Below are 25,612 nucleotides of genomic sequence, written 5' to 3'. Positions count from 1 at the left end.
TCTCCATGATCATTCGATCATAAAGAGTCCCTTTTGCTTGGATGCAACGATATTTCTTATTAAAAAAACAAAAATGACAATTCCACTGTTTTCTTGGACGATTTCAGTTTATGATGTATCCACTTCCATGCACCGTTCCGTCTTTTCTACCCAACATTACCCTCGTTCAGAGCCCTCAAGATGGTATGGCGATCGCGCAGCGTGTGCGCCTCCCGCAGGCTCTCCCGGAACAGCACGTCATCAATGCCAAGCTCCTGCAGGGTGGACGGACCTCCGGCTTGTCGCAGCAGCTCGGCAATCTTCTCCTTCGAAGGGACCTTGCGCAGCCATTCTCGAACCTGCTCTCTATATGTCTCCCAATGTATAGGCTCGGCATTAGGATACACTCCCTTATCAGCCGCATCGTGATAAAGACTCGATATTTCGCTGCAGGCTACCCCCACTTTGGCACCATGCAGCAGCGCCCGGTTGCCGCGGCGCAAGTACTCCATCTCCCAGTAATGCGACAGATGATGTTCCGCCCCGGAGGCAGGGTGGGACTGTCCGAACAGCAGCATCGCGATACCCGATTCGATCAAAGCCGTCATCAGAATGCGAATCCCTTCCTCCGTGCGCTGGCCGATCGCCTCTACATGCTCAATGCAAGCTTGGAGCGCCTTCTCCGTAATGGCCGCCACTTGATCATCATAAGGCTCGCCGGCCGTGGTCGAAGAGAATTTCCAATCCAGCAGGGAGGTATATTTGCCGAGCATATCGCCAAAGCCTGCCGCTACCAGCGGCTGCGGTGCCTTCACAAGAATGTCCGGATCCGCGAATATCGCGATCGGGGCCGTAGCCGCAAAGGTTTGCTTGACTCCCCGGACCACGATCGGCGCGCCCGCCGAAGTAAAGCCGTCGACCGAAGGTGCCGTAGGGACCGAGATGAACGGTTTGCCGCTCCGGTGACTCACAAAGCGGGTAATGTCATGAATGGTCCCGGAACCCACAGCGATTAAGCATCCTGTCCCTTCAGGCTCCACTTCGATAAACAGCTGCATCAATGAGCGTTCATCCGCCACAACATCGCCTTGCTCATCAGGCTGAATCAGGCACAGCTGGGGCTTCTGACCATCGGTTTCCAGGATCTCCACCAGCTTTTGACCCGCTGCTTCATACGTATTCGCATCCGCAACAACGATTGGTGAACCAAGGCCCTGCCGTTTAAGATACGGAGGCACGTCAAGCATAGCGCCAGGCTGAAGCACCATGGTTTCAAGTCCGCGGAACCCGGGCTGGACTACCCTTATCCGGCTCATTAAACCTTTTGCATCGTTCAAGTAATCCGTCATGCTGTTCCTCCCCTTCATCCCATCCTGCTGTGTTTATTCAAGCTTCTAGTGCCAGGGGCTATTCTGCCGTTTGTTTAATCCGCTTTAGCCGCTTCATCACGTCGTTTTCGCCCCGGCCAAAATAGTCATGCAGCTTGCTGTACTCCTGATACAGCTGCTCATATACTTCTACATGCTCCGGAATTGGCTTGAAGGTCTCTTCCTTCACCCGCGCCATCTTCTCGGCAGCATCGATAATCGAATCATACCCGCCTTGCGCCTGACCCGCTGCAACTGCGGCGAACATCGCGGCTCCAAGCGCCGGCGTCTGTTTGGAATCAGCCACCACAATTTCACGATTGGTAACATCCGCATAAATCTGCATCAAGAGACGGTTCTTCTGCGGTAGTCCGCCGCATGCATACAAGACATCCACAGCCACGCCGTTCTCGTGAAAGGCGTCCACGATTTTGCGCGTGCCGAATGCGGTCGCCTCAAGCAAGGTGCGGTAAATTTCCTGCGGCTTTGTCAACAGGGTCATCCCTAACATCAGCCCGGTCAGATCCGTATCCACCAACACGGAACGGTTGCCGTTCCACCAATCCAGCGCAAGCAGACCGGTTTGACCCGGCTTGTACGCAGCCGCTTCCCGCTCAAGCCATTGGTGTACCCCGATTCCTTCCTCGGACGCAGCTTCTTTTACATACGCGGGAAGCGCTTCCTCAACGTACCATTCAAAAATATCGCCTACTGCCGATTGCCCTGCTTCATAACCGTATAATCCGGGAATGATCCCGTCCTCGACGACACCGCACATCCCTTCAACCTGCTTCTCTTCCGTACCGAGCAGCATATGGCAGATCGATGTGCCCATCGCCATAACCAGCTTGCCCGGTGTGACGACACCAACCGCAGGCACCGCAGCATGAGCGTCAACGTTGCCGACGGCCACGGCAATCCCTGGCGTTAAGCCCATCATCTCCGCCATCTTTTCCGTCAGACCGCCTGCGCTGCTCCCGAGGGGACGGACCTCTCCGCGCAGCTTCGTATCGGCCAGATCCTCCAACCGGGGATCCAGCGCTTTAAAATATTCCCTGCTTGGATATCCGTCTTGTTTATGCCATATCGCCTTGTAACCAGCCGTACAGCTGTTACGGACAATCTGCCCGGTCATTTGGGAAATGACCCAATCGGTAGCTTCCAGGAACCTGTCCGCACGTTCATAGATCGCCGGTGCCTCGTCAAGAATCTGCCAGACCTTTGCGATCATCCATTCCGATGAAATCTTTCCGCCATAACGGGGCAAAAAGGCTTCTCCACGCTCGGCGGCAATCGCGTTGATCTTGTCTGCTTCCGGCTGGGCGGCATGATGCTTCCACAGCTTCACCCAGCTGTGCGGCTGGTCGGCCAGCTCCGGATGGAAGCAGAGCGGCTCCCCAAGCTCGTCAACGGGCAGCATGGTGCAGGCCGTAAAATCAATGCCGATGCCAATCACGTCCGCCGGGTCAATCCCGGATTGTTGGATGACAGCAGGTACAGATGCCTTCAGAACCTCCAGATAATCTCCCGGATGCTGAAGCGCCCAGTCGTGCTCCAGCTTCTTCCCGGTACCCGGCAAAAACTCATCGATGACATGATGCCGGTAAGGTGTAACATGATCCGCTACTTCCTGCCCGTCAGCCAGATTAACCAACACCGCACGCCCGGACTGTGTTCCGTAATCGACACCAATGGTGTATTTATTCCCCATCTCATTTCCTCCTACAGATGAAATCATGAATGATGAATACAAGTGTTACTTTTGACCGTAATAGGCATTAACGCCATGCTTCCGCAAAAAATGGCGATCCAGCAGCGTCTGATCCATCGGTTCGGTTTCCGGATTAATCTGCTGCATCCGGGCTGCAATCTTGGCGCACTCCTCCAACACGACCGCATTATGAACCGCGTTATGCGCATCCTTGCCCCACACGAACGGCGCATGCGAATGGACAAGCACCCCGGGCACCATGTTCGGATCCAGGTCAGCAAATCGCTCGACAATGACGTTGCCCGTCTCCAGCTCGTAGGCTCCCTCGATTTCATCGCGAGTCATGGGCCGCGTAACCGGAATCTCTCCGTAAAAATAATCGGCGTGCGTCGTTCCGTAGGCAGGAAGCGCACGTCCGGCTTGAGCCCAGCTCGTTCCCCATGGAGAGTGGGTATGCACAATCCCGCCGATCTCTTTAAAGTTCTGATACAGCACCAGATGAGTCGGAGTATCGGAGGAAGGTCGCAAATTCCCTTCAACGACATTTCCCTTCAAATCCAGCACGACCATGTCGTCCGCTTTTAAATCCTCGTAAGGCACGCCGCTTGGCTTAATGACAAACAGTCCCCGTTCACGGTCGATGCCGCTTACATTTCCCCATGTAAAGGTAACGAGTCCGTGCTTCGGAAGGTCCAGATTCGCCTCCAGCACCTGCTGCTTTAAATCCTCCAACATGAACAACCGCTCCTCTCTATATTTGAAAAATATAGTTGTACGTACAAGTTGGCAAGCAAGGGTCCGATATTTCGGACCTTCAGCTCCCTTATCCTCTACCGTTTCTTCACCGATTCTCTCTCCACCAGCTCCGGTTGAAACACCGTATCCTCTATAACGGTATGATGTTCAATCATGCTGATCAATTGTCTGGCTGCCATGATTCCCATCTCTGTCTTCGGGTGGGTCATCGTTGTCAGCTTCACACCTGAAGCAACGGCTAGCGTCGAATCATCAAAGCCGACCATGGACACATCCTGCGGAATTTGCAGCCCGCATTGCCCGGCAGCCTCCGCCAAAAACACAGCCAGCTCGTCGTTATAGCATACAACCCCCGTCGGTCGCTGCTCATCCGGCTGCTTCAGCAATTGGACGGCCTGATCATACGGAAAACTTCCCTTCTGTTCCGTGGTATACGTAACCACCCGCTCCGGCGAAACGGGAATTCCCGCCTCGCGATGCGCACGCAGGAAGCCTTTCAGCCGGTTCACGCCCTGAAGATCGTCCCGTTTGAAAAATCCGGCTATCGCCAGGTGCCCGTTCTCGATCAAATGACGTGTGGCCTTGTAGCCGCCAAGCTCATCGTCAAGCTTCAGACAAGGACATTCCAGCTCCCGATACTTCTCATTAATCATCAAAAACGGAATTCCCTTCTCCTGCAGGGACAGGAAATACGTCAGATTCGGGTTGCCCTCCGCACTCTTGGTCGGCTCGATAATCAGCCCGCTGAGCGGCTGGCTGGTCATGAGCTGAAGACTCTCCATCTCCTTTTCCTTGTTGTTGTCGGTACTGGAGAGCAGCAGGCGGTATCCCTTGCTGCGCAGCTCCGCCTCCGCTCCCCGAACGATATGCGGGAAGATATAATCCGAGATGTACGTAGTCATGATGCCGATCGTCTTAACCTGCTCGCTCTCCCGCCGCTCGGGATTTCTAGCGAACGTCCCTTTGCCCTGAATCCGTTCCAGCCAGCCTTCCTTCTCCAGCTCGCCGAAGGTTTGGCGGACCGTCTGGCGGCTTACGCCGAACTGGTCGGCGATTTCATGCTCCGAAGGAACCTGTTTGCCCGCTTGTAGCCGGCCGGATTCAAACCAGGAGAGCAGTTCGTTTTTTAATACAATATATTTGGGTATCCGTCTATTATTCATCATTCACCTCTAGCCTCACGCACTCATTATGTTAGGATCCCTTGCAATCCTAAGTTATCTCGCTATTGTAACACAGGCCAGGGGAATGCCGACAGAACCAGTTACCGCAGACGATACGCGGCTTCGCTCCAGCGGAGCTCGTTCTTGAAGCGCGGTATCGTTGTATCCTTATCGATAACGACCGCTTCAATGCCAACCATCTCCGCCCAATCGCTCAAATGCTCAGCCGTCATGGCATAAGAGAGAACGGTGTGGTGCGCTCCGCCGGCCAAAATCCACGCTTCCGCAGATTCGCGAAGCGATGGCTGCGGTTTCCACAGCACGCGGGCTACCGGCAGCTTCGGCATCGGCTGCTCGACCTTGACGCCATCCACCACATTCACCAGCAGTCTGAAGCGGTGGCCCAGATCAACCAGGGAAGCATTGACGGCCGGGCCGTCCTGGCCGTTAAACACGAGTCGTGCCGGATCTCCCTTGCCTCCAATGCCGAGCGGATGTACCTCCAGCGTCGGTTTATCCAGTGCGATGGTCGGACATACCTCCAGCATGTGCGATCCAAGAATCATATGATTCCCCGGCTCGAAATGGTAGGTGTAGTCCTCCATGAAAGAAGTACTTTTATTCCCCGCAAGCACCTTCAATACGCGTGTCAGGGCAGCGGTTTTCCAGTCCCCTTCCCCGCCGAAACCGTAGCCGGACTCCATCAGACGCTGTACGGCGAGTCCCGGAAGCTGCTTCATTCCATGCAGATCCTCGAACGTCGTCGTGAATGCGCCGAAGCCGCCTTCCTCCAGAAAACGACGCAGCGCAATCTCGATCCGGGCTTGATACGCAATCGAATCGCGCACAGGACCGTCGCTAAGCCCTTCCTTGGTTATCGAATATAACTCGGCATATTCGTTCAGGAGCGCTTTTACCTCCTCATCGCCGACTTCATTCATGGACTGCACAAGATCGCCAATGCCATAACCGTTGACGGACCAGCCAAGCTTGATTTGCGCCTCCACTTTATCCCCTTCGGTTACCGCCACCTGGCGCATATTATCACCGAAGCGAGCCACCTTCAGCCTGCGGCTTTCGGCATAGGCTGCGGCAGTCCGCATCCAGCCTGCTATGCTGTCGCGAACCTCCCCGTCTTCCCAATGGCCCACGACGACCTTGCGGGCAATACCGAGACGGGCGCCGATATGACCATACTCCCGGTCACCGTGCGCGGACTGGTTCAAATTCATAAAGTCCATATCAATCGTTTCCCAAGGGATATCCCGGTTGAATTGGGTATGGAAATGAAGAAGCGGCTTCTGCAATTGGGATAGGCCCGCGATCCACATTTTGGCTGGGGAGAAGGTGTGCATCCAGGTCATAATGCCTGCGCAGGACTCATCGTTGTTGGCCTCAAGAATCAGGTTGTATATTTCATCGGGTGTGGTTACGATTGGCTTGAACACAATGGGATACGAAAATACAGGATCTTTGTCAAACTCCGTTGCCACGATGCGGGAATGCTCAGCGACCTGCTCCAGCGTTTCGGGGCCATACAAGTGCTGGCTTCCGGTGACGAACCAAAAAGAATGCGGTTTCAAATTCATAATCATAACGCCTCCTGTATGAATGCTTGCTCACTAACTTGTACATACCTATATAATAAAACAAGCGATCTATAATTACATGTACGTACAAGTTGAATCACTCACATTCTAACCCCGCGCCTCCAAAATAGCAAGATCAAAATAAAAAAAAGAGCTGTCTCCGCAGGTGAAAAAACGAACCCATTCAGAGACAACCCTCTATCATCAGCGTTTCATATGTTGCTTCGTTCTCTAATACACGATATTTACCCGTATAAATAAACTTCATACCGTCAAATAATGCTCGAATTGCTCCATATCGATGGCATCTTGTACCCCTTCGGCGACAATTGTGCCTTTATCCATGACATAGATATAGTCGGCCACGCTCCGGACGAACTCGATGCTCTGCTCCACCAGAATGACCGACGTTTCCCCTTTGGCTTTGATGCCCCGGATGACGTCTTGAATTTCCTCTACGATGGAAGGCTGGATTCCTTCGGTCGGCTCATCGAGCAGCAGCACCTTGGGCCGGGAAGCAAGCGCCCTCGCGAAGGCGAGCTGCTGCTGCTGTCCGCCGCTTAAATCGCCGCCCTGACGGTGGTACATTTGCGGCAGTACTGGAAACAGGGCTAACACATCCTCCGGAAATGCCTTCCTCCTCGGCACGCATGGCTCAAGTCCGAGCAGCAGATTCTCCTTCACTGTAAGCTGAGGAAAAATCTCGCGCCCTTGCGGGACATACCCGATGCCGCCTCTCGCCCTTTTTACGGAATCCCAGCCGGTAACCTCCTGCTCGCCAAGAGTCATCCGCCCCTGCCGGATTTTCAGCTGCCCGGTTAAGGTCCGCATCAGTGTGGTTTTCCCGACGCCGTTGCGCCCTACCAGACACACGACCTTCGCCGGGTCGACAACCATGGATACGCCGCGCAGGACGGGACTCTCCCCGTAGCCCGATTCAATGCCCTGCAGCTTGAGCATTCGCCTCCCTCCTTCTTCCCAGATAAACCTCGGCTACCAGCGGATCGCGCTGAATCTCCTGCATGGAGCCTTCCTTCAGCAGCTTCCCTTCATGCATCACGGTAACCTTGGCGGCAAAAGAGCGCACAAACTCCATGTCGTGCTCAACCACAACGACGGAGCATTCCTTGGCGATACGCTGGAGGAGCTCACCGGTCTTCATCGTCTCCTCGTCCGTCATCCCGGCTACCGGCTCATCGAGAAGCAGAAGCCGCGGCTTCTGAAGAAGCAGCATGCCGATCTCCAGCCATTGCTTCTCCCCATGCGACAGAGAGCCTGCCCGAACGTGAAGCCGATCGGGCAGCCCGATCAACTCCAGAACCTTCTTCATCTCGAACGTGGTGCACCGATTTCTCCTGGCCTTCAGCGCCCGGAACACGCTTCGATCGGGATCGACCGTCAGCTCCAGGTTTTCTTTGACGCTCAGATTAGGAAATATCGATGGCGCTTGAAATTTTCGGCCCACGCCGAGACGAGCGATTTCATACTCCCGCTTTCTCGTGATCTCAAGGCCGTCTCCGAGCAGCACCCTTCCTGCAGCAGGCTTTGTCTTCCCGCAGATCACGTCCAGCATCGTGGTTTTTCCCGCGCCGTTCGGGCCGATCAGAAAATGCAGCTCATGCTGGCGCAGCGCCAGATTCATGCCGTTTACCGCCACAAACCCGCCAAACGTGACCGTCATGTTCTCCGCGGACAGCACGATAGGGGAAATACCGATGTCTCTGACTTCTCCATGGACGGCGAGCGGCATATCAGCTCTCTTTGCGTACGGCTGCATGGACAGTCCCTCCTCTTTTGGATAATGACGAAACCACCTTGCTCCACAATCCGATCAAGCCTTTCGGCATCAACACAACAACGATGACAAACAAAGCACCCAATACGAGCAGCCATCCTTCCGGATAAGCCTCGCTGATCCCGGTCTTGGCCGCGTTCAGCAGCACGGCGCCAATAATCGCGCCGATCAGCGTTCCCCTGCCGCCGAGAGCAACCCAGAGCACCATTTCAATGGACGGGACGATGCCCATCATCGACGGTGAAATAATGCCGACCTGAAGGACAAACAGCATGCCTGCAAGGCCGGCCAGACCGCCCGATACGGCAAAGGCAAAGGTCTTGTAACGGGAAGGGTCAAATCCCAGAAACCGCACCCGGTTCTCTCCATCTCTTGATGCTTCCAGCACCTGACCCACCCTGCTGTTCACAATTCTTCTGCACAGAATATAGGCTCCTGCCAGAGCGGCCAGTGTAACAAAATACAATCCGATTTTCGTTGACGGAGCATTCAGATTAAAACCCAATATGGAGTTGTATCCCGTAAGCCCGTTCGTGCCACCCGTCCACTCCTGCTTGCCTACAAACAGCGTAACCACGATCATGACCAGGGCCTGCGTCAGGATCGTAAAATACACGCCAACGATCCGATTGCGGAACGTAAAAAATCCGAGGATTAACGCGAGCAAGGCCGGAAGCAGCATTCCGAGTATCAAGGCCGCGGGGAACGATCGGAAAGGCTCCCAGAACCAAGGGAGAGACGTTACCCCACTCCATCCCATAAAATCAGGCAGAGACGAGCCGCTGGCGTCCAGCTTCAAATACATGGCCATGGCATAAGCGCCTAATCCAAAGAACACGCCGTGCCCCAGACTTAGAATGCCGCCATAGCCCCAGATCAGGTCCAGCCCGACCGCCAGGATCGCCAAAGCCAGAAATTTGGTCAGCAATCCGAGGCGAAAAGGGGTCGTGAACAAAGGCGCCATACACATCAGAAGCAGCACAACGCTCCACAAAATCCGTTTCGATCGGCTGCCGGGGGTTCCTGTCAACCATTTCAGCACCATATCATCCCCTCCTCTCTAATCCAGGCTGCGTGTTCGTAGCGCAACAAGCCCGCGTGGCTTCCACTGCAAGAAAGCCACGATGCAGGCGAATACCAGCACTTTGCCGATAGATGCCGAAGTGTAGGTCTCAAACAGCGTATTGAACACGCCGATGCCCAGCGCCCCGGCAACCGTGCCGATCAACTTTCCAACGCCGCCAAGCACCACCACCATGAAAGCATCGACGATATAGTAGGTGCCGATCGAAGGACCGATCGGGCCGAGCAGCGTCAACGCGCAGCCGGCAATACCGGCAATGCCCGAGCCGATCGCAAACGTGAGGCCGTCCACACGCCGGGTTGAAATGCCGAGACACCCGGCCATGCTGCGGTTCTGCATGACCGCCCGCATTCTTCGGCCTTGAACCGTTCTGTAAATATAGAAATACATGGCCGTCAGAACGGCGGCCACCAATAGGATAATGAACAGCCGCTTGTAAGGAAGGACGATGCTTGGGGTGATCGCAAGCCCGCCGTTCAGCCAAGAGGGACTGGTTACGGCCACGTTGGGTGCGCCGAAGATAAACCTTGCGATTTGCTGCAGCATCATCCCGACGCCCCATGTGGCGAGCAAACTGTCCAGTGGCCTGCCGTACAGATGGCGTATGAGAACCATTTCAAGCAGCCAGCCAACGGCGGCTGCAACCAAGAAAGATACAAGCAAAGCTGCAATGAAATAGGTGTCGAACCAGGATTTCGGCATATACGCAGTGAACAAGCCTTGGGTGACGTACGTGGAGTAAGCACCGATCATGATCAGCTCGCCATGGGCCATATTAATGACATTCATCAAGCCGAACGTCACCGCCAAGCCAAGAGCAATCAATAACAGGATCGAGCTGACGCTGAGTCCGTTAAACACTTGCAGGATCGTCATTTCCATCTGGGGTGAACCTCCTTTCACGAAAAAGCCCGAGGGCCATCTATGCATGAGATGAAGCTTTATTCTCCGCTTAATCCCTTCGCCCAATCATAGGTTTTCAGATAGGGATCCGGTTTAACGGGTTCTCCCGAATTCCAGAGCTCCTTAAATTGCCCGTCCGCCTGCATCTCGCCGATGCGCACCGTTTTATGAATGTGCTGATTCTCGCCATCAATGGTTACTTTTCCTTCCGGAGCGGCGAATTCAATGCCTTTTGCCGCTTCCTTCACCTTAGCCACCTCCGTTGTTCCTGCTTTCTCCACCGCAGCCTTCCATAAGTACACCGCGGTATATCCCGCTTCGATCGGGTCAGCCGTCACGCGGTCAGCGCCGTATTTTGCTTTGTATTTGTCAACAAATGCCTTGTTCTCCGGAGTGTCGGTAGACTGATAATAGTTCCAGGCTGCCAGATGACCCTCCAGTATATCGGCGCCGATGCCGCGGATTTCCTCCTCCGCAACGCTGACGGACAGCGTGGTCATATCTTTGGAAGTAATGCCCGCATCCTTCAGCTGCTTGAAGAAGGCAACATTGCTGTCGCCGTTCAGCGTGTTATAAACGATATCGGGCTTCGCCTCTTTGATCTTGGCTATAATCGTGCTGAAATCGGTATGGCCCAGCGGCGTGTATTCCTCGCCAGCCAGTTCGCCGCCCTCGGCCGTCAGCTGGGCCTTGATGATCTTGTTGGCCGTTCTCGGAAACACATAATCGGATCCGAGGAGGAATATTTTTTTGCCGCGGTTCTCCAGCAGCCAAGACACCGAAGGCACGATCTGCTGATTGGTTGTTGCGCCCGTATAGAAAATGTTGGGGGAGGATTCCAACCCCTCATATTGGACCGGATAAAATAAAAGGCCGTTATTCTGTTCGAAAACAGGGAGCATGGCTTTCCGGCTGGCGGAGGTCCACCCTCCGAATACGGCGGCAACCTTATCCTGCTGCAGCAGTTTGCCCGCCTTCTCCGCGAAAGTCGGCCAATCCGAGGCACCGTCCTCAATCACGGGTTCGATCTGCTTGCCGAGCACGCCGCCTGCCGCATTGATTTCTTCGATGGCAAGCATCTCCGCATCCTTAACCGATACCTCGCTGATGGCCATCGTTCCGCTGAGGGAGTGAAGAATACCGACCTTAATCGAATCGCCTGCGGTTTCTACCGGCGGGCTGCCGTTATCCGCTCCGGCGGTTGGGGCGGCTTCCTTTTCCGTCACGCAGCCTGACATCAAAATTGCACATAAAACAAATGAGGCCCATCCTTTAACGATCACGCTTTGTTTCTTCATTCGCTCCCAACTCCCTTTTTTCTGTTTCCGAACATTTCTTTTGCAACCTAACTTCTCTGTTCGTTATTCCACATTATAGTTGCCTTTTATTTCCTATGTCAATAATTATGACATTATTTTATTTATTATTTATAGAAATGTCGTGTCAACCCGTAGTTTGTGTAATGTTATATAACATAGTTATAAAATAATCCCCTCAACTTACTTTGAATCCGGACAATTTTGTTATTTTAACTAACATAAATAAGACAACCTTTTATCCTCAAAAGGTTGTCAACACCGCTGCGCAATTTATCTGATCATTTTCCTGTTCGAAATCGATATCGGCACCCGGTCCGGATAATCCGTAATAATCCCATCCACATTAATTTGAAGCACATACGGAATTTGCAGCATATCCCGGATGGTCCAGACCATCGTTTTCATCCCGGATTGATGTATCTTTTGAACCAGTCCTTTGGATACCAGCCTCATCGATACATTCACATACTCCGCATAGGCCTTCATATCTTCCAGCCGCTGCTTGGATAAGTCGCCCGCACTGGTGATGATAACGCCCAGCGGGATATCGGGCATCAGCTTGCGGAACCGAAGCAGCGAGTCCGTATCTGCTGACTGCACGATGATCAGGTCCTTATACCTCACGCCACCATCAGCGCCGATGTTGTACCTATTCAAATCGTCTGCGACCTTTTGCTCGATGCCCGGGTAAAGGGAGGGAGATTTCAATTCGATCAACAAACCGATTCGTCCTGCGAAATGCTCAAGCACCTCCGCTAATGCAGGAATGACTTCTCCTTTAAATGCCGAATCGTACCATGAACCTGCATCCAGCATACGCAGCTCCTCGAAGGTTAAATCTCCTACTTCTCCTTGCCCATCAGTGGTTCGCTCAACGGTGGAATCGTGAATCACAACGACCTGTCCATCCTTGCTCAATTGGACATCCAGTTCCAGCATATCCGCTCCCATATCAAATGCTTTACCAAAAGAAGCCATCGTATTTTCCGGGGCATACCCCGATGCCCCCCGGTGGGCAATATTGACCCAGGACTGATCGCGTTCATCCTCGGACCTCATCCAGACTTCCTGCTCCCTGGTTTGATGAAAAGGATAATGCGGAACGTCTGCCGTATTTTGAGAACCGGTCACTGCAAGCACAGCTGCTGCGATAATCAACATTCTTTTCATTAGGCTATCCATCTCCTAGTTGTACCTTGTTTACTTCATGGCTACCTCGCTGGGGGATCATTTCGGGACAGCCTGCCCCATTCCCATCTAATGCTAATTCTTCCCCTTCCGCTCCAAGTTCAGTCAGATATACATGAAGTCAGCACGATGTTCACCAGGTATAATTCTTGTTCATTTTTATTTTATCTCTTGTAATATGAACGTAAATGGAGTAATTTGTACTTATATGAACATTATAAATTCATTAAAAATAGAATTATGAGGAGATGAATGAAAATGGAAAGACGTTATGCCTCACACCCCAACGAAGTGAAACAATTTGACACAGAAAGACTCCGCAAGGAATTCCATATCCCTGTCCTGTTTACGCCTGACAAGCTGGAGCTTGTCCTGACGCATGAAGATCGTTTGATTATCGGTGGCGCAGCCCCCGTTCGAGAACAGGTTAAACTGGAAACGGACCTGAAAGAGCTGGGTGTTTCCTCTTTCCTGGAACGCCGTGAGCTTGGCATTATCAATATTGGCGGACACGGTACCGTACTCGTTGACGGTGCGGAGCATGAGCTGAACAACAAAGAATGCTTGTACGTTGGCATGGGCACCGAAGAGGTTATTTTTAAAAGCACGGATCCAACCCATCCGGCCAAATTCTATTTGAATTCTGCCCCGGCGCACCAATCTTTCCCGACAGCCAAAGCCACTTTGGAGGAAGCCGATTCCAGCGCATTGGGCGATATCAAAAATTCCAATGATCGCGTGATCTATCGTTTCATCCATCAAAAAGGCATTGAGAGCGCCCAGCTTGTCATGGGAATGACCCTGCTGAAAGAAGGAAACATGTGGAACACGATGCCTGCCCATACGCATCCAAGACGCATGGAAGCTTATCTCTATTTTGATTTACCGGAAGAAGCGGTTGTCATCCATCTGATGGGCGAGCCTAATGAAACGCGGCACATCGTCATGCGCAATGAACAAGCCGTGATTTCGCCAAGCTGGTCGATCCATAGCGGCGTAGGCACAAGCAACTATACCTTTATCTGGGGCATGGCCGGAGATAATAAACGTTATGATGATATGGACCCGGTGTCCATGAAAGATTTAAAATAGAGGGGATTATCCATTAACCCACGGAAGAGTTGAGATTCATATGAACCCGTTACGACGCTACGAAAAAATAATGGAGTACCTTCTAACCCATAAAGAAGTGACTGTCGCCGATCTAAGCCAGCAGCTTCAAGTGACCGGAAAAACCATTCGGGAGGATCTGACCAAGCTGGAGGAACAGGGTCTAATTGTTCGTGTGCATGGCGGAGCTGTGCTTGCGCACAGCGATCAATTCGGCATCCTGCCATCCAAAGAACCGCTTGCCAAGAACCCGAATGAAAAGACCGAAATCGCCCTGAAAGCGCTGAAGCATATCCATACCGACGACATCATTGCCTTAGACGGAGGCAGCACCACGCTGGAGATCGCCCGGAGGCTGGAGGACGTGCCCTTAACAGTCATTACGAACGATGTCTATATCATCAGCGAACTGGCGACCAAGAATCATATCCGTTTGGTCGTTCCGGGGGGCTACCGGGTCCGGAACATGCTCGCAGGCCCCGAAGGCGTATCGTATGTAACGCAGCTGAACATTCAAAAAGCATTCATATCCGCCACGGGTGTCCATCTTAATCATGGATTGTCCGTATATACCGGGGACCTGATCCCTTTCAAACGGGCATTAATCGAAACCTCGCTGGAGGTTTATGCCGTTGTCGACCATCATAAATTCGGGCAAACGGCATTAAGGACTTTTTCATCCCTGCAGGAGATCAGCGGCATCATTACCGATGCGGGACTGTCTCCCGAGACGGTCAAACAATATGATGGGGCCGGCGTTACCATGCTGTAAACGCACGACGCATGAAACTCAAAGACCGGCCTAGCTTCATACTTATTCTAATAGAGAGCAAATGAGAGGGGATTTACGGAGCATGAACAGGTTTGATTTATCAGGCAAAACGGCAATTGTCACCGGTTCCGCCAGAGGACTGGGGCAAGGCATCGCGATAGCTTTAGCCGAAGCCGGTGCGGATATCGTTGCCGTGTCCATGAATACAAGCGCCGAAACGATAAATGCCATCACTTCACTCGGTAGAAAAGCTTCCGAAATCCAGGTCGATCTAAGCGACCAGAGCAAGCTCCAGCCGACGTTTGACCAAGCGCTGGAGCTAACGGGGCACGTGGACATTCTCGTCAATAATGCCGGCATTATCCGGCGGACACCGGCCAAGGATCATGGCACGCAGGATTGGCTGGACGTGATTGACTTGAATCTGAACACCGTATTCTTACTGTCCCAATTGGCCGGAAGACATATGATTGAACGCGGCAGCGGCAAAATCATTAACATTTGCTCCATGCTGTCCTACCAAGGCGGAATCAACGTACCCGGATATACAGCAAGCAAGCATGGGGTTGCCGGTCTCACGAAAGCTTTGGCCAATGAATGGGCAGCCAGCGGCATCCAGGTGAACGGCATTGCTCCCGGTTATATCGAAACCGATAATACGGCAGCCATCCGTCAGGATGAGGAACGGCGCACTTCCATTACGGACCGTATCCCTGCCGGACGCTGGGGTAAACCCGAGGATATTGGCGGACCAGCCGTATTCCTCGCTTCCGCCGCTTCGGATTATATGAACGGACATGTACTTTGTGTTGATGGCGGATGGATGGCCCGTTAAGGATCATAAAGCGCTGGATCAAAACCATGTCAACCTAAGCTTCAACCCAATCTAACGAAAAGAGGCTGTGCATGTCCGCTGCTGCTGCAGGCAGAGGAAGCACAGTCTCTTTTCCGTCCATTTTCCTCTTAAATTGGATTATCGCCCCTAAGTTCTTGCCGGGTACCGACATTTCACGAATATACGAACCATCCTTTGGGACATCCTAACTTTACGAAATGGGCCTCGAAGGACCGTGAATAAAGAAAGGATGGTTTCTGGAGTCATGCGCGGAACAATATCGATACGTTGGATTAGTTTTGCCTGTTTACTCACACTGATCGGGTCAATTATACTTACCGGATGCACGCCTGACAGCAATGACCGGGTGCCAACCCCCAACATGGGCGTAAACCCTTACCGGGTGAACACCGGCTTCCTGCTTCGGAATGCTGTGGAACGCGGAACGCTGCGAATTGCAACGGAACGGGATTATCCCCCCTTCAGTTATCATGGAACGGGCGGAAGACTTACAGGTTTCGATGTGGAAATCGCTGAAGAGGTTGCCCGTCATATGGAGTTAAGAGCGGAATTCGTTGAAACCGAGTGGGAGAATCTGCTGTCAGGGCTGACGGAAGGCAAATACGACGCCGTATTCAACCAGATTGAAGACCGGCCGGACCGGCGGGCCCTCTATGATTTTTCCGTCGCTTATCTATCCTCTACCCCGGTTCTGCTTGTGCGTTCCTCAGGCGAAGATCAAATCCGTACCTTCTCGGATATCAAGGGCAAGCGTGTCGGCCTGAACCCGACCGGAATCTATAAGGATATGGCCAAGAAGCATGGAGCGGAAATCGTCCCGATCAAATATATATCAGACGCAGCCAACAAGCTCGCAAATGGAGACCTGGATGCTGTCATTTCGGACCAGTTATCCGTGACCAACCTGAAGCAGCAGTTCCCGGATCTTCCGGTCGCTGCCGCCGAATCCGCCGATCAGGTGTTCGAGATTTCCGCTGCCTTTGTCAAAGGGAATCCGGATCTCGTGGCCGCCGTTGACAATGCACTGGCTACCATGCAGCAGGACGGAACATATTTGACCATTTGGAACAAATACTTTGGAGACGCCCCAATGAGTTATAAAGGCATCCATGATCGAAAGGGTAAATAGAGTTATCAATATCCCTGACAAAAAGGCGCTTGCTCCGCTGGATACCAGCAAAAAGCAAGCGCCTTTTTAATGTGCATATTATGACTCTTCGGTTGTCTCTCCCGCATTCGCTTCCTCAGCGTCCGCTTCATCCTCTGTCTCTGCAGCCTCAACGGCACGAGGCACGATGACGGTTGCGAGAATCTCCTCATCCGAAGCGTGTAATGTAATACCTTCCGGTACTTTAATATCTGCAACCGTAAGCTTGTCGCCAATCTCCAGAGCGGATACATCCGCTTCGAGGGTAGAAGGCAGCTCGCCTGGCAATCCCTCTACTTCGATTTCGGTCACCTGGGTTTGCAGAATACCGCCAGATTTCGTTCCGGCAGCAGTGCCTTGATAATCCACCGGAATGCTGACACGAACCGGCTTATTCATGGAGATCCGCAGAAAGTCCACATGGGATACAGTGCCGCGTCTCTTTTGAATATCCTTAATCAAAACCGGAATTTTACCGGAGCCTGGAATATCAAGCTGGAACACCTCCGACCTTCCGGTGTGGAACAGCTTGGCCGTATCCTTGAAATTAACAGCAACGGGGATGCTTTCCTCGCCCGCACCGTATACTACGCCAGGGATTCCGCCATTTTCGCGAAGCACTCGGCGAGAAGCCCGGGTAAACTCATCACGAACATCTGCTTGGAGTTGAACTGTGTTTCCTTTTGACATGAGTGACATCCTCCTTTATCGAAAACAAAGTCTATCTCATTATTACCCTATTTACCTGCTAACTAATCATGAGTTTCAGATGTTTTAAATTTCAATCCAGTGGGTAATGAATGGTACCCCTTTTGAAATATAAATAATGGGAGCCCCCCTTTCAGTACAAAAGGAGGGCTCCTTATTTTTTTACAATACAATCCTCAACTCGCCATATCCCGCTGCTCTTGGCCCGCAGAGCCGTTTTCTTTGGAGCTTGGCAGCGAAATCCGTACCTCTGTTTCGTCTGGCGGAATATCGATAAACCAGTCTTTCTCGCCTTCCCGATCCTCCCAATCATTCAACCTGACGATACAGCCGACCCGCTTGGTTCCGGAAGCTGCATGGAAGACCGCTCGGGCTTTGCCGCTGTCCGCCTTAGTGAATGGCACGCTGCCATCCTGCACACCCGTTCCCCACACCCATACATTCCAGCCATCATATGCTTGATCACGTCTCTCGTAATCGATCTCAACGGTAATCAATCCCTGCTTCTTCTGGGTCTGATCCTCGTACAACACCATCAGCGACAGCCCTGGGACCGCGATAGCTCCCTGGTCCAACGTGTCGATCGTATCTGTACCTGCCTGGCAATCGTTCACTACGATGTTCCAGCGGTAAGGGGTAGGCGGTAGATCAACCGTCATTTCATGCTCATTCCCGTTCACGATCACTACAATTTGTCCCCAGCTATCTTGTGCGGCATGATGCGTTAACCGGTAAGCGATAATCCGATCGCTGCTGCGCAGCACTTCCATATGTTTCTCGATCTCTTCTCTTGCCGCCATGCGAAATGCCGGATGGGCTTTGCGCAGGGCAATAAGGCCTTTGTAATAATCAAACACAGGTTTGAATCGTTTCTTGTTCGACCAGCGGATGGCATTAACGGCATCCCCGCTGCGGTAGCTGTTATGATCGCCAAATTTCGTGCGAAGCAGCTCATCGCCGGCATGCAGCAGCGGAATCCCCTGAGAGAGCAGTACAATGCCGTTAGCCAGCAAGCTGCGGCGCACAGGCGCTGCCGACATCACAGCTTCATCAGGAATATCGATATAAGGCTTGGATGCAGCGGTTGCCTGCCATATATCGCCGCCGTTAACCAGCCTACCGTCCATTAGACGGAGCAGTCCTGCCTGTTCCTCCATCCCGTGTGCCACTAAAATTTTGTCCCACAGATTCAAATTATCATGCACGGTGACGTAATTGACCGTCTCTTCCGGATGAAGCGCAAAATCATGGATCGAGCCCATCATCCCTTCAACGATAGCACCCTCGCACCACGGTTCGCCCGTAGCAAACCCAGGGCCGCGCCCGTCATTGTCACCTTTGATGGCCTGCCGAAAATGATCATTAAATACAGCGAAGCCTTGACCCTTCTGGCTTCCTTTGACGGTCTGCTCCGTTAACGGGCTTAAGCCTCCCGTCCAGGGCTCACCATAAAACAGAAGAGAGTGATCCACTTCACGCCGCAGCTCGCTTACAATCTCTTTCATCGTTGTTGTATCGATCAGAGCCATCAGATCAAACCGAAATCCGTCGATATGATACTCCTCGGCCCAGTACCTTAGGGAATCCTTAATGTATTTGCGTACCATCGGCTTCTCCGTAGCGAGCTCGTTGCCTACGCCTGAACCGTTCGATAAATTTCCGTATCCATCCTTACGATAGAAATACCCAGGCGCCAATCGTTCAAACGGACCGTCATCCACCGTATACGTATGGTTGTAAACCACGTCCATGACGACACGGATTCCCCTTGCATGCAGAGCCAGAATCATCTCCTTCAGCTCCCGGATGCGCACCATCGGATCCATAGGGTCTGTCGCATACGAACCTTCAGGAACATTGTAGTTCTGCGGATCATAGCCCCAGTTATACTCGCGGCTCAAGCAGCCGGTTGCATAGCCATCCAGCTCATTGACCGTTCGAAAATCAAATACCGGCAGCAGATGCACATGGGTCACACCCAATTCTTGAAGATGATCCAGTCCAATGGTATTCCCTTCGGAATCCCGCAGGCCCCCCTCCGTGAATGCCTTGTATTTTCCTCTATATTTCATTCCCGAATCGGTATGAATCGAGAAATCGCGTACGTGAAGCTCATAGAGCACCGCATCCGTAGGTTTCAGCAGCGTGGGTCTAACATCCTGCTCCCACCCCGGCGGATTGCTCTTCGCCAGATCAACAACCGCGCCGCGGCATCCGTTGGCGGACACGGCCGTTGCATAGGGATCAACGGCATAACAAACGACGCCGTCCGCTGACTCGATTTGGTACATATAATAGGTTCCGTGAAGATCCCTGTTTATGACAGCCGACCATATGCCGTCGCTATTACATTCCATCGAATATAAAGTACCGCTCTCGTGATCCGTTACGAGACCCTGCTCGTTATACTCTCCCGGACCTTCATACAAAGCCAGTTTCACATGAACCGCATCCGGAGCCCACACCTGAAAAGCCGTTGCTTCTCTTTGGTAGGTAGCCCCCAGCTTAACACTTGTACAGCTCTTGATCATGTCCATAGTCATCATCACCGTCACTTATAAGTAGATTTACTTCCTAGTATGGGCGCCTGAATCATAAGACAGACCTCTAGCACATGAATGTAGAACGCTTTCATATATCATGATATGCCAAAAGCCCTGTTTTGGTTTGGGTTTGATGCCAAATAACTATATATTTAGGCTATTATACTAGCAAATATGCCGGGTGTCTTTCTTTAGACAAAAAAAACATCTGCCCAAATGGACAGATGTTGTCAATGTATGGCTATCGTGGAAAAAGATTGGTAGATTCCCAGAACAAACGAAGTGCTTCATTAATTTCTCACATCGCTCAAGGCGTCTTCCGTTTACTCGCCTGTTACCTCAATGGATTCCACCAGAGCCACTACTTCCTCTGCGGTACCCATTTCAAGCGCTTTGGCAGCAAGTGCCTGCATATCACTGCGGGACAGCTTCCCGATCTGGCTGCGCGCCGGAAGAATGGATGTAGCGCTCATGCTAAACTCATCCAGCCCGAGACCAAGGAGAATCGGAATCGCCGTGGCGTCACCTGCCATTTCACCGCACATACCAACCCAGCGGCCTTCGCGGTGAGCGGCATCGATGACCATTTTAACCAGTCGCAGGATCGCCGGATTATAGGGTTGATACAGATAAGCAACCCGTTCATTCATGCGGTCAGCCGCCATCGTATACTGGATAAGATCATTCGTTCCGATACTGAAGAAATCAACCTCTTTGGCAAACTGATCCGCGAGCACCGCAGTGGATGGAATCTCCACCATGATCCCGAGCTGGATCTCCTCAGATACCGGAATGCCTTCGCTTACCAGCTTGGATTTCTCTTCCTCCAGAAGCGCTTTGGCTTCGCGGAACTCACCGAGCGTCGCGATCATGGGAAACATGATTCGCAGATTGCCGTGGACGCTTGCGCGGAGCAGTGCCCGAAGCTGTGTTCTGAAAATATCCTGACGGTCCAGGCACAACCTAACGGCCCGGAATCCCAGGAACGGATTCATTTCCTTAGGAAGATCCAAATAAGGCAGCTCCTTGTCCCCGCCGATATCGAGCGTGCGGACAACAACCGGCTTGCCTTCCATTTTCTCCAGTACCGATTTATAGGCGACATACTGGATCTCTTCGGAAGGAAGTTTATCCCTGCCCATGTACAGGAATTCCGTACGATACAGCCCTACCGCTTCTCCGCCATTCTCCAACACGCCGGTTACATCGTTCGGCGTCCCGATATTGGCGGCCAGCTCCACATGGATCCCGTCCTTGGATACCGTCGGTTCGGAACGGAGTTTCTTCCATTCCTCGACCTGTTTGGCGTAGGCATCCTGCTTCGCACGGTACTGGGCCACGATGGCTTCCGTAGGATTAATGATGACGTCCCCTTCCAGTCCGTCAACGATGATCAAATCCCCGTTTTGGACCGAAGAGAGCACGTTTTTCGTTCCGACGACAGCCGGAATTTCAAGCGAACGGGCCATGATGGCAGAATGCGAGGTACGCCCGCCAATATTCGTCGTGAATCCTTTAACGTAGTTACGGTTCAACTGTGCGGTATCCGAAGGAGTCAGGTCCTCTGCAACCACGATGACTTCTTCGCTGATTTCTGAAGGACTGACATAATTCAGGCCGAGCAGATGCTTCAGAATACGTTTGGTTACGTCGCGCATATCCGCTGCCCGCTCCTGCAAGTAGGCACTCTTCATGTTCTCGAACATTTGAATGAATTGGGTTGCCGTTTCATTTAAGGCGTATTCCGCGTTAACCGACTCGGAAGCGATTTTCGCTTTAACTGGTTCAATCAATTCCGGATCATTCAGGATGAGAAGGTGAGATTCGAAAATCTCAGCCTTCTTCTCCCCGAGCTCCTGAAGCGTGCGGGCTTTGATCGCTTCAAGCTCAGTCTGGGACTGAGCCAGCGCCGCATCCAGCTTCGCAAGCTCAGCATCCGTGTCTGTCACTTGCTTTTCCGTAACCGAGTAATCAGGATGCTCCAGTGTAAATGCACGTGCAATCGCGATGCCAGCGGAAGCCGCGATTCCTTTCAGATTATTCATGAAGCTCGCCTAACCCTTCGTTCACCATCACTTCTTGCAGTGCTGTCAGCGCTTCGCTCTCATTGCCGCCTTCCGTGATCAGTGTCAATGTATCACCTTGCTCCAATCCGAGGGACAGAACGCCCAGGATCGATTTCAGCGTTACTTTTCTGCCGTTCGCTTCGGCAAATGAATTGGTGTCCTGGAATTTGTTAGCCGTATTTACCAATGCTGTTGCCGGACGTGCGTGAATTCCATCTTCGTCAATAATTCTGAATGTTTGTTGCATGTTCATCATCCTACTTTCGTATATTTTAATTTTTTAGAATCCTTGAGATAACCGTGAAGTTAAGGTTTCGATATCGTGATGATCCCTTTTTCACCGCTTTTTACTTCACCGGTCTTGTTCAGCTTCACGGAAGCTCCTTCCGGCAAATTCGAGAAAATCACAGGTGAAATAATCGATTTGGCATTCGCCTTCACATAATCCAGATCCACTTGCATGATCGGTTGTCCCGTGTATACCAGATCCCCCTCTTGTACAAGAACTTCAAATCCTTGCCCCTTCAGCTTAACGGTATTAACGCCGATATGGACAAGCACTTCCTTGCCGCCATCCGACATAATGCCGACCGCATGCTTGCTCGGGAATACGTTAAACACGGTTCCGTTAACAGGAGAAGCGATCGTTCCGTTATGAGGTAATACCGCAAATCCATCCCCCGTCATTCGTTCTGCAAACACAGGATCAGGCACATGGGAAATATCCATAAGCTCCCCATCGACTGGGGATACGATCTCCTCCATGACAAGCGTTTCTCCGTCCTGACCAGCCTGCTGCTCCTCTTTAGCAGTCGGCATCGTCTCCACATCCGCTGCTTTAGATGCGTTAGTCGGTGTTATACCCGACATAATGTCCTGGATTTGCGATTTAATCGTATCGGAACGGGTGCCGAATATCGCCTGGATATTATTCCCCACCTCCAGCACACCTGACGCACCCAGCTGTTTCAGCCTAGCCTTGTCGACATTGCCCTTGTCTTTCACCTCTACCCGTAGCCGGGTAATGCAGGCATCCAGATGCGCAATGTTAGGCTGGCCTCCAAGCGCAGTTAGAATGTTAAGCGGCAGATCATTTTTGGTGTCACCGCCTGCTCTCTGAGAGCCCGTTTCCGACTCAGGTGCGGAAGCGTCCTCCCGGCCCGGCGTCTTCAGATTGAATTTCCGAATGACAAACCGGAAACCGAAATAATAGATTACCGCCATGATAGCACCAACAATGAGTACATTCCACCATGGCGTCCGGTTCGGAATGACACCGAATATCATGTAGTCGATCAGACCGCCGGAGAAGGTCATGCCAATCTTGGTACCCAGAATATGCATGGTCATGAAGGATAGACCTGCGAACAGCGCATGCACGGCGAACAAGATCGGTGCAACGAACAGGAAGGAGAACTCAAGCGGTTCCGTGATCCCCGTCAAGAAGGAGGTCAGCGCAGCCGACCCCATAATACCGGCGACAAACTTTTTGTTCTCCGGTTTCGCTTCATGATAGATAGCAAGCGCAGCGGCAGGAAGACCAAACATCATAAACGGATACTTACCCGTCATGAAGGTGCCTGCCGTAAACTCGACGCCATCCCGAAGCTGAGCCATGAATATATTTTGATCACCGCGCACCATTTGACCTGCCTGATTCAAATACTCCCCGAACTCAAACCAGAATGGAGAATAGAAAATGTGGTGCAGACCGAACGGGATCAATCCGCGTTCCACAACGCCGAACACAAAAGCGGACAGCGTCAGGTTTTGTTCCAGCATGAAATGGGATGCAGTGTTAAGCGCAGACTGGATCGGAGGCCATATAAAGACCATTAACAGACCAAGCAAAACGGACGTTGCAGCCGTCATAATCGGAACAAACCGTTTTCCTGCAAAAAAGCCCAGATAAGACGGAAGCTCTATTTTGAAAAATCTCCGGTACATGCTTGCCGCTAATATACCTACAATAATCCCGCCGAATACCCCGGTGGCCAAGGTCGGAATGCCAAGCACGCTGGCATATTCGTAATTCGTGCCAATCATCGATGGCGTCACACCTATAACGCTGCCCATGGTAACGTTCATGACGAGGTAACCGATGATAGCAGCAAGCCCGGCCACACCTTCGCCTCCGGCCAAGCCGACGGCAACCCCCACTGCAAACAGCAAGGATAAATTCGTGAACACGATTTGTCCCGCATTCATCATGACCGTGGCAGCTGCTTGAACCCAAGCCGCATCAAGCCACGGTGCATATTGCAGGAAATCGGGGTTGACCAGCATATTTCCAAGGCCGAGCAATAGTCCGGCCGCCGGCAATATGGCCACGGGCAGCATCAGAGCTTTACCGACCCTTTGCAGTACACCAAAAAGCCGCTTAAACATGAAAATTCTCACCCTCTATCTCGTTGTGGTCACAAAGTTGAATGTAGAGCATCATAAAACAACCAAATCAAAAAAAAGGCATGAGTAACCACGGGAAAATGGATGGCTAATCTCATGGATTAGATTACCCAAAAATGGGTAATAACAACCAAATTCCTGTAATACTCATGCCTGATCGAATCAGTTACACGTTTGATTTGAAGTTTTATGCTTCTTAACTGTTCGTATTGTAACACCGTTCATTTTTCGTTGCAACCACATGGTGAGGGACTTAATAAAATCTTCACATTTGCTCGCCCTGCTCTTTACGCTGGACCAGCCGCTCCAGATGAATGGTCAAATAACCGGCCTCGGCGGGATATACGGGCTTCTTCAGCCGCTGCTCCATCATCTTCGTCAGTTTCCATGCCAAGGAATACGTCTCGGGATATTCACGCTTCAGCAGACCGTCCAATGAACTCGTCTCGTTCACCGCTTCTCCCCGCCGAATCCGCTCCAAGGCAAACCGGAGGTGAGTCAACAGGCGGGAATAGTCCAGCGTATCCCTCGGGATGACATAATCCAGCTGCTGTTCAACAGTGTGTACTAGATCGGCGATCAGCTCCGAATGTTTGCGGACCTCCGAAATGTGCTGGTTTGTAAGCGCACCGTGAAAATGAAGGGCAATGAATCCGATCTCCTCTTGGCCCAAGTCCACCCCAAGCTTCTCCCGGATGGTACGGACGGCATATTCCGCCATCTCGTACTCCTCAGGATACATCTCTTTGGTTTCGTATAAAAAGGGATTATGAATATAGAGACCTTGGGCATGGCGTTTAATGGCAAATGCGATATGATCAGTCAACGCAATGTGGATATGCTCATTCAGAGGAGCGTCGCTGGATTTGGCAGCATTCAGAATAATGTCATTCATCGCCTCAATCAGCTTCTCATCGATGTGAGGCACCAACTGCTTATACTGCTCCTGCTCCTCCGGTTTGGTCAAAATGAACATCTTCTCGGCAGCGGAGGCTAGAATACGGTCTTTATTCTTCCGGTTAAAGCCGATTCCCTTGCCTATAACAACAACCTCGCCATGTTGAGGATGCTTCGCTATGATTACATTATTGTTCAACACTTTAGCCACTTGTAAGCTGCTCACGTTTGCACCTCTTTTTGATTCATACGC

21 protein-coding genes are annotated in these 25,612 nt (G+C 52.0%); 4 read left to right on the top strand and 17 right to left on the bottom strand.

Features of this window, described 5'->3' with window-relative positions:
* Positions 1-146: 146 nt before the first annotated feature.
* From PAEVO_RS00565 to PAEVO_RS00515, 11 genes are all read right to left on the bottom strand, one after another.
* Entirely contained in the window at positions 147-1,328 is a 1,182-nt protein-coding gene (locus PAEVO_RS00565) for a sn-glycerol-1-phosphate dehydrogenase (protein ID WP_100535821.1), read from the bottom strand.
* A gap of 58 nt (positions 1,329-1,386) precedes the next feature.
* Positions 1,387-3,057 carry a ribulokinase gene (locus PAEVO_RS00560; protein ID WP_100535820.1) on the bottom strand — a complete coding sequence of 557 codons (1,671 nt, stop codon included), beginning with the start codon at positions 3,055-3,057 and terminating at the stop codon, positions 1,387-1,389.
* A gap of 45 nt (positions 3,058-3,102) precedes the next feature.
* Positions 3,103-3,792: an L-ribulose-5-phosphate 4-epimerase gene (araD, locus tag PAEVO_RS00555; protein ID WP_100535819.1), complete on the bottom strand. Its 690-nt coding sequence runs from the start codon at positions 3,790-3,792 to the stop codon at positions 3,103-3,105.
* A gap of 95 nt (positions 3,793-3,887) precedes the next feature.
* Complete coding sequence (locus PAEVO_RS00550; RefSeq protein WP_207797433.1) at positions 3,888-4,976, bottom strand: GntR family transcriptional regulator; 1,089 nt, start codon at positions 4,974-4,976, stop codon at positions 3,888-3,890.
* A 101-nt stretch (positions 4,977-5,077) separates the two neighbouring features.
* Complete coding sequence (gene araA / locus PAEVO_RS00545) at positions 5,078-6,565, bottom strand: L-arabinose isomerase (protein ID WP_100535817.1); 1,488 nt, start codon at positions 6,563-6,565, stop codon at positions 5,078-5,080.
* Between the two features lie 264 nt (positions 6,566-6,829).
* Positions 6,830-7,525, bottom strand: a complete 696-nt coding sequence (urtE, locus tag PAEVO_RS00540; protein WP_100535816.1) for an urea ABC transporter ATP-binding subunit UrtE — start codon at positions 7,523-7,525, stop codon at positions 6,830-6,832.
* Complete coding sequence (urtD, locus tag PAEVO_RS00535) at positions 7,503-8,342, bottom strand: urea ABC transporter ATP-binding protein UrtD (protein ID WP_100535815.1); 840 nt, start codon at positions 8,340-8,342, stop codon at positions 7,503-7,505. Before urtD ends, urtE begins: the two co-directional genes overlap by 23 nt.
* Positions 8,317-9,405 carry an urea ABC transporter permease subunit UrtC gene (gene urtC / locus PAEVO_RS00530; protein WP_100535814.1) on the bottom strand — a complete coding sequence of 363 codons (1,089 nt, stop codon included), beginning with the start codon at positions 9,403-9,405 and terminating at the stop codon, positions 8,317-8,319. The genes urtD and urtC overlap by 26 nt, the downstream gene beginning before the upstream one ends.
* A 15-nt stretch (positions 9,406-9,420) precedes the next feature.
* Positions 9,421-10,326, bottom strand: coding sequence for an urea ABC transporter permease subunit UrtB (urtB, locus tag PAEVO_RS00525; RefSeq protein ID WP_100535813.1), 906 nt, complete (start codon positions 10,324-10,326; stop codon positions 9,421-9,423).
* Between the two features lie 59 nt (positions 10,327-10,385).
* Positions 10,386-11,645, bottom strand: coding sequence for an urea ABC transporter substrate-binding protein (gene urtA, locus PAEVO_RS00520; RefSeq protein WP_100535812.1), 1,260 nt, complete (start codon positions 11,643-11,645; stop codon positions 10,386-10,388).
* Between the two features lie 291 nt (positions 11,646-11,936).
* Positions 11,937-12,836: a glycerophosphodiester phosphodiesterase gene (locus PAEVO_RS00515; protein ID WP_243390602.1), complete on the bottom strand. Its 900-nt coding sequence runs from the start codon at positions 12,834-12,836 to the stop codon at positions 11,937-11,939.
* A 276-nt stretch (positions 12,837-13,112) separates the two neighbouring features.
* Between PAEVO_RS00515 and kduI the strand changes: the two genes are divergently transcribed.
* The 4 genes from kduI to PAEVO_RS00495 all read left to right on the top strand — a co-directional run bounded on the left by kduI (position 13,113) and on the right by PAEVO_RS00495 (position 16,721).
* Positions 13,113-13,946 (top strand): 5-dehydro-4-deoxy-D-glucuronate isomerase, encoded by an 834-nt coding sequence (kduI, locus tag PAEVO_RS00510; protein ID WP_100535810.1) that lies wholly within the window; start codon positions 13,113-13,115, stop codon positions 13,944-13,946.
* 40 nt (positions 13,947-13,986) lie between these two features.
* Positions 13,987-14,736, top strand: coding sequence for a DeoR/GlpR family DNA-binding transcription regulator (locus PAEVO_RS00505; RefSeq protein WP_100535809.1), 750 nt, complete (start codon positions 13,987-13,989; stop codon positions 14,734-14,736).
* 82 nt (positions 14,737-14,818) lie between these two features.
* The gene (gene kduD, locus PAEVO_RS00500; RefSeq protein WP_100535808.1) at positions 14,819-15,571 is read left to right on the top strand and encodes a 2-dehydro-3-deoxy-D-gluconate 5-dehydrogenase KduD; all 753 of its coding nucleotides are present in this window, start codon (positions 14,819-14,821) and stop codon (positions 15,569-15,571) included.
* Between the two features lie 265 nt (positions 15,572-15,836).
* On the top strand, positions 15,837-16,721 hold the full coding sequence (locus tag PAEVO_RS00495; protein ID WP_100535807.1) for a transporter substrate-binding domain-containing protein: 885 nt from the start codon (positions 15,837-15,839) through the stop codon (positions 16,719-16,721).
* A 78-nt stretch (positions 16,722-16,799) separates the two neighbouring features.
* Here PAEVO_RS00495 and PAEVO_RS00490 read toward each other — a convergent pair whose 3' ends face one another.
* The 6 genes from PAEVO_RS00490 to glcT form a co-directional block, all read right to left on the bottom strand.
* A complete protein-coding gene (locus PAEVO_RS00490) occupies positions 16,800-17,429 on the bottom strand; it encodes a 50S ribosomal protein L25 (RefSeq protein WP_100535806.1) in 630 nt (209 codons plus the stop codon).
* Between the two features lie 194 nt (positions 17,430-17,623).
* Positions 17,624-19,984 carry a type I pullulanase gene (gene pulA, locus PAEVO_RS00485; RefSeq protein WP_481856491.1) on the bottom strand — a complete coding sequence of 787 codons (2,361 nt, stop codon included), beginning with the start codon at positions 19,982-19,984 and terminating at the stop codon, positions 17,624-17,626.
* Between the two features lie 329 nt (positions 19,985-20,313).
* The gene (gene ptsP, locus PAEVO_RS00480) at positions 20,314-22,035 is read right to left on the bottom strand and encodes a phosphoenolpyruvate--protein phosphotransferase (RefSeq protein WP_100535805.1); all 1,722 of its coding nucleotides are present in this window, start codon (positions 22,033-22,035) and stop codon (positions 20,314-20,316) included.
* Complete coding sequence (locus PAEVO_RS00475) at positions 22,028-22,303, bottom strand: HPr family phosphocarrier protein (protein ID WP_100535804.1); 276 nt, start codon at positions 22,301-22,303, stop codon at positions 22,028-22,030. The genes ptsP and PAEVO_RS00475 overlap by 8 nt, the downstream gene beginning before the upstream one ends.
* Positions 22,304-22,362: 59 nt before the next feature.
* Positions 22,363-24,444, bottom strand: coding sequence for a glucose-specific PTS transporter subunit IIBC (ptsG, locus tag PAEVO_RS00470; protein WP_100535803.1), 2,082 nt, complete (start codon positions 24,442-24,444; stop codon positions 22,363-22,365).
* A gap of 283 nt (positions 24,445-24,727) precedes the next feature.
* Complete coding sequence (gene glcT, locus PAEVO_RS00465) at positions 24,728-25,585, bottom strand: glucose PTS transporter transcription antiterminator GlcT (RefSeq protein WP_100535802.1); 858 nt, start codon at positions 25,583-25,585, stop codon at positions 24,728-24,730.
* Positions 25,586-25,612: the final 27 nt, after the last annotated feature.

This window comes from Paenibacillus sp. GM2FR, assembly GCF_002803325.1.
In the GTDB taxonomy this organism is placed as follows: domain Bacteria; phylum Bacillota; class Bacilli; order Paenibacillales; family Paenibacillaceae; genus Paenibacillus_AQ; species Paenibacillus_AQ lautus.
This window is presented reverse-complemented; position numbering and strand designations above follow the sequence as displayed.

Coding starts and splice junctions, on each gene's coding strand:
- urtC (WP_100535814.1), bottom strand. CDS start 9,405: ATGGTGCTGAAATGGTTGACAGGAACCCCCGGCAGCCGATCGAAACGG.
- PAEVO_RS00550 (WP_207797433.1), bottom strand. CDS start 4,976: ATGAATAATAGACGGATACCCAAATATATTGTATTAAAAAACGAACTG.
- PAEVO_RS00560 (WP_100535820.1), bottom strand. CDS start 3,057: ATGGGGAATAAATACACCATTGGTGTCGATTACGGAACACAGTCCGGG.
- PAEVO_RS00475 (WP_100535804.1), bottom strand. CDS start 22,303: ATGCAACAAACATTCAGAATTATTGACGAAGATGGAATTCACGCACGT.
- kduI (WP_100535810.1), top strand. CDS start 13,113: ATGGAAAGACGTTATGCCTCACACCCCAACGAAGTGAAACAATTTGAC.
- PAEVO_RS00495 (WP_100535807.1), top strand. CDS start 15,837: ATGCGCGGAACAATATCGATACGTTGGATTAGTTTTGCCTGTTTACTC.
- urtE (WP_100535816.1), bottom strand. CDS start 7,525: ATGCTCAAGCTGCAGGGCATTGAATCGGGCTACGGGGAGAGTCCCGTC.
- pulA (WP_481856491.1), bottom strand. CDS start 19,984: ATGGACATGATCAAGAGCTGTACAAGTGTTAAGCTGGGGGCTACCTAC.
- araD (WP_100535819.1), bottom strand. CDS start 3,792: ATGTTGGAGGATTTAAAGCAGCAGGTGCTGGAGGCGAATCTGGACCTT.
- ptsG (WP_100535803.1), bottom strand. CDS start 24,444: ATGTTTAAGCGGCTTTTTGGTGTACTGCAAAGGGTCGGTAAAGCTCTG.
- PAEVO_RS00565 (WP_100535821.1), bottom strand. CDS start 1,328: ATGACGGATTACTTGAACGATGCAAAAGGTTTAATGAGCCGGATAAGG.
- araA (WP_100535817.1), bottom strand. CDS start 6,565: ATGAATTTGAAACCGCATTCTTTTTGGTTCGTCACCGGAAGCCAGCAC.
- PAEVO_RS00505 (WP_100535809.1), top strand. CDS start 13,987: ATGAACCCGTTACGACGCTACGAAAAAATAATGGAGTACCTTCTAACC.
- ptsP (WP_100535805.1), bottom strand. CDS start 22,035: ATGAATAATCTGAAAGGAATCGCGGCTTCCGCTGGCATCGCGATTGCA.
- urtB (WP_100535813.1), bottom strand. CDS start 10,326: ATGGAAATGACGATCCTGCAAGTGTTTAACGGACTCAGCGTCAGCTCG.
- urtA (WP_100535812.1), bottom strand. CDS start 11,645: ATGAAGAAACAAAGCGTGATCGTTAAAGGATGGGCCTCATTTGTTTTA.
- urtD (WP_100535815.1), bottom strand. CDS start 8,342: ATGCAGCCGTACGCAAAGAGAGCTGATATGCCGCTCGCCGTCCATGGA.
- PAEVO_RS00490 (WP_100535806.1), bottom strand. CDS start 17,429: ATGTCAAAAGGAAACACAGTTCAACTCCAAGCAGATGTTCGTGATGAG.
- kduD (WP_100535808.1), top strand. CDS start 14,819: ATGAACAGGTTTGATTTATCAGGCAAAACGGCAATTGTCACCGGTTCC.
- PAEVO_RS00515 (WP_243390602.1), bottom strand. CDS start 12,836: ATGAAAAGAATGTTGATTATCGCAGCAGCTGTGCTTGCAGTGACCGGT.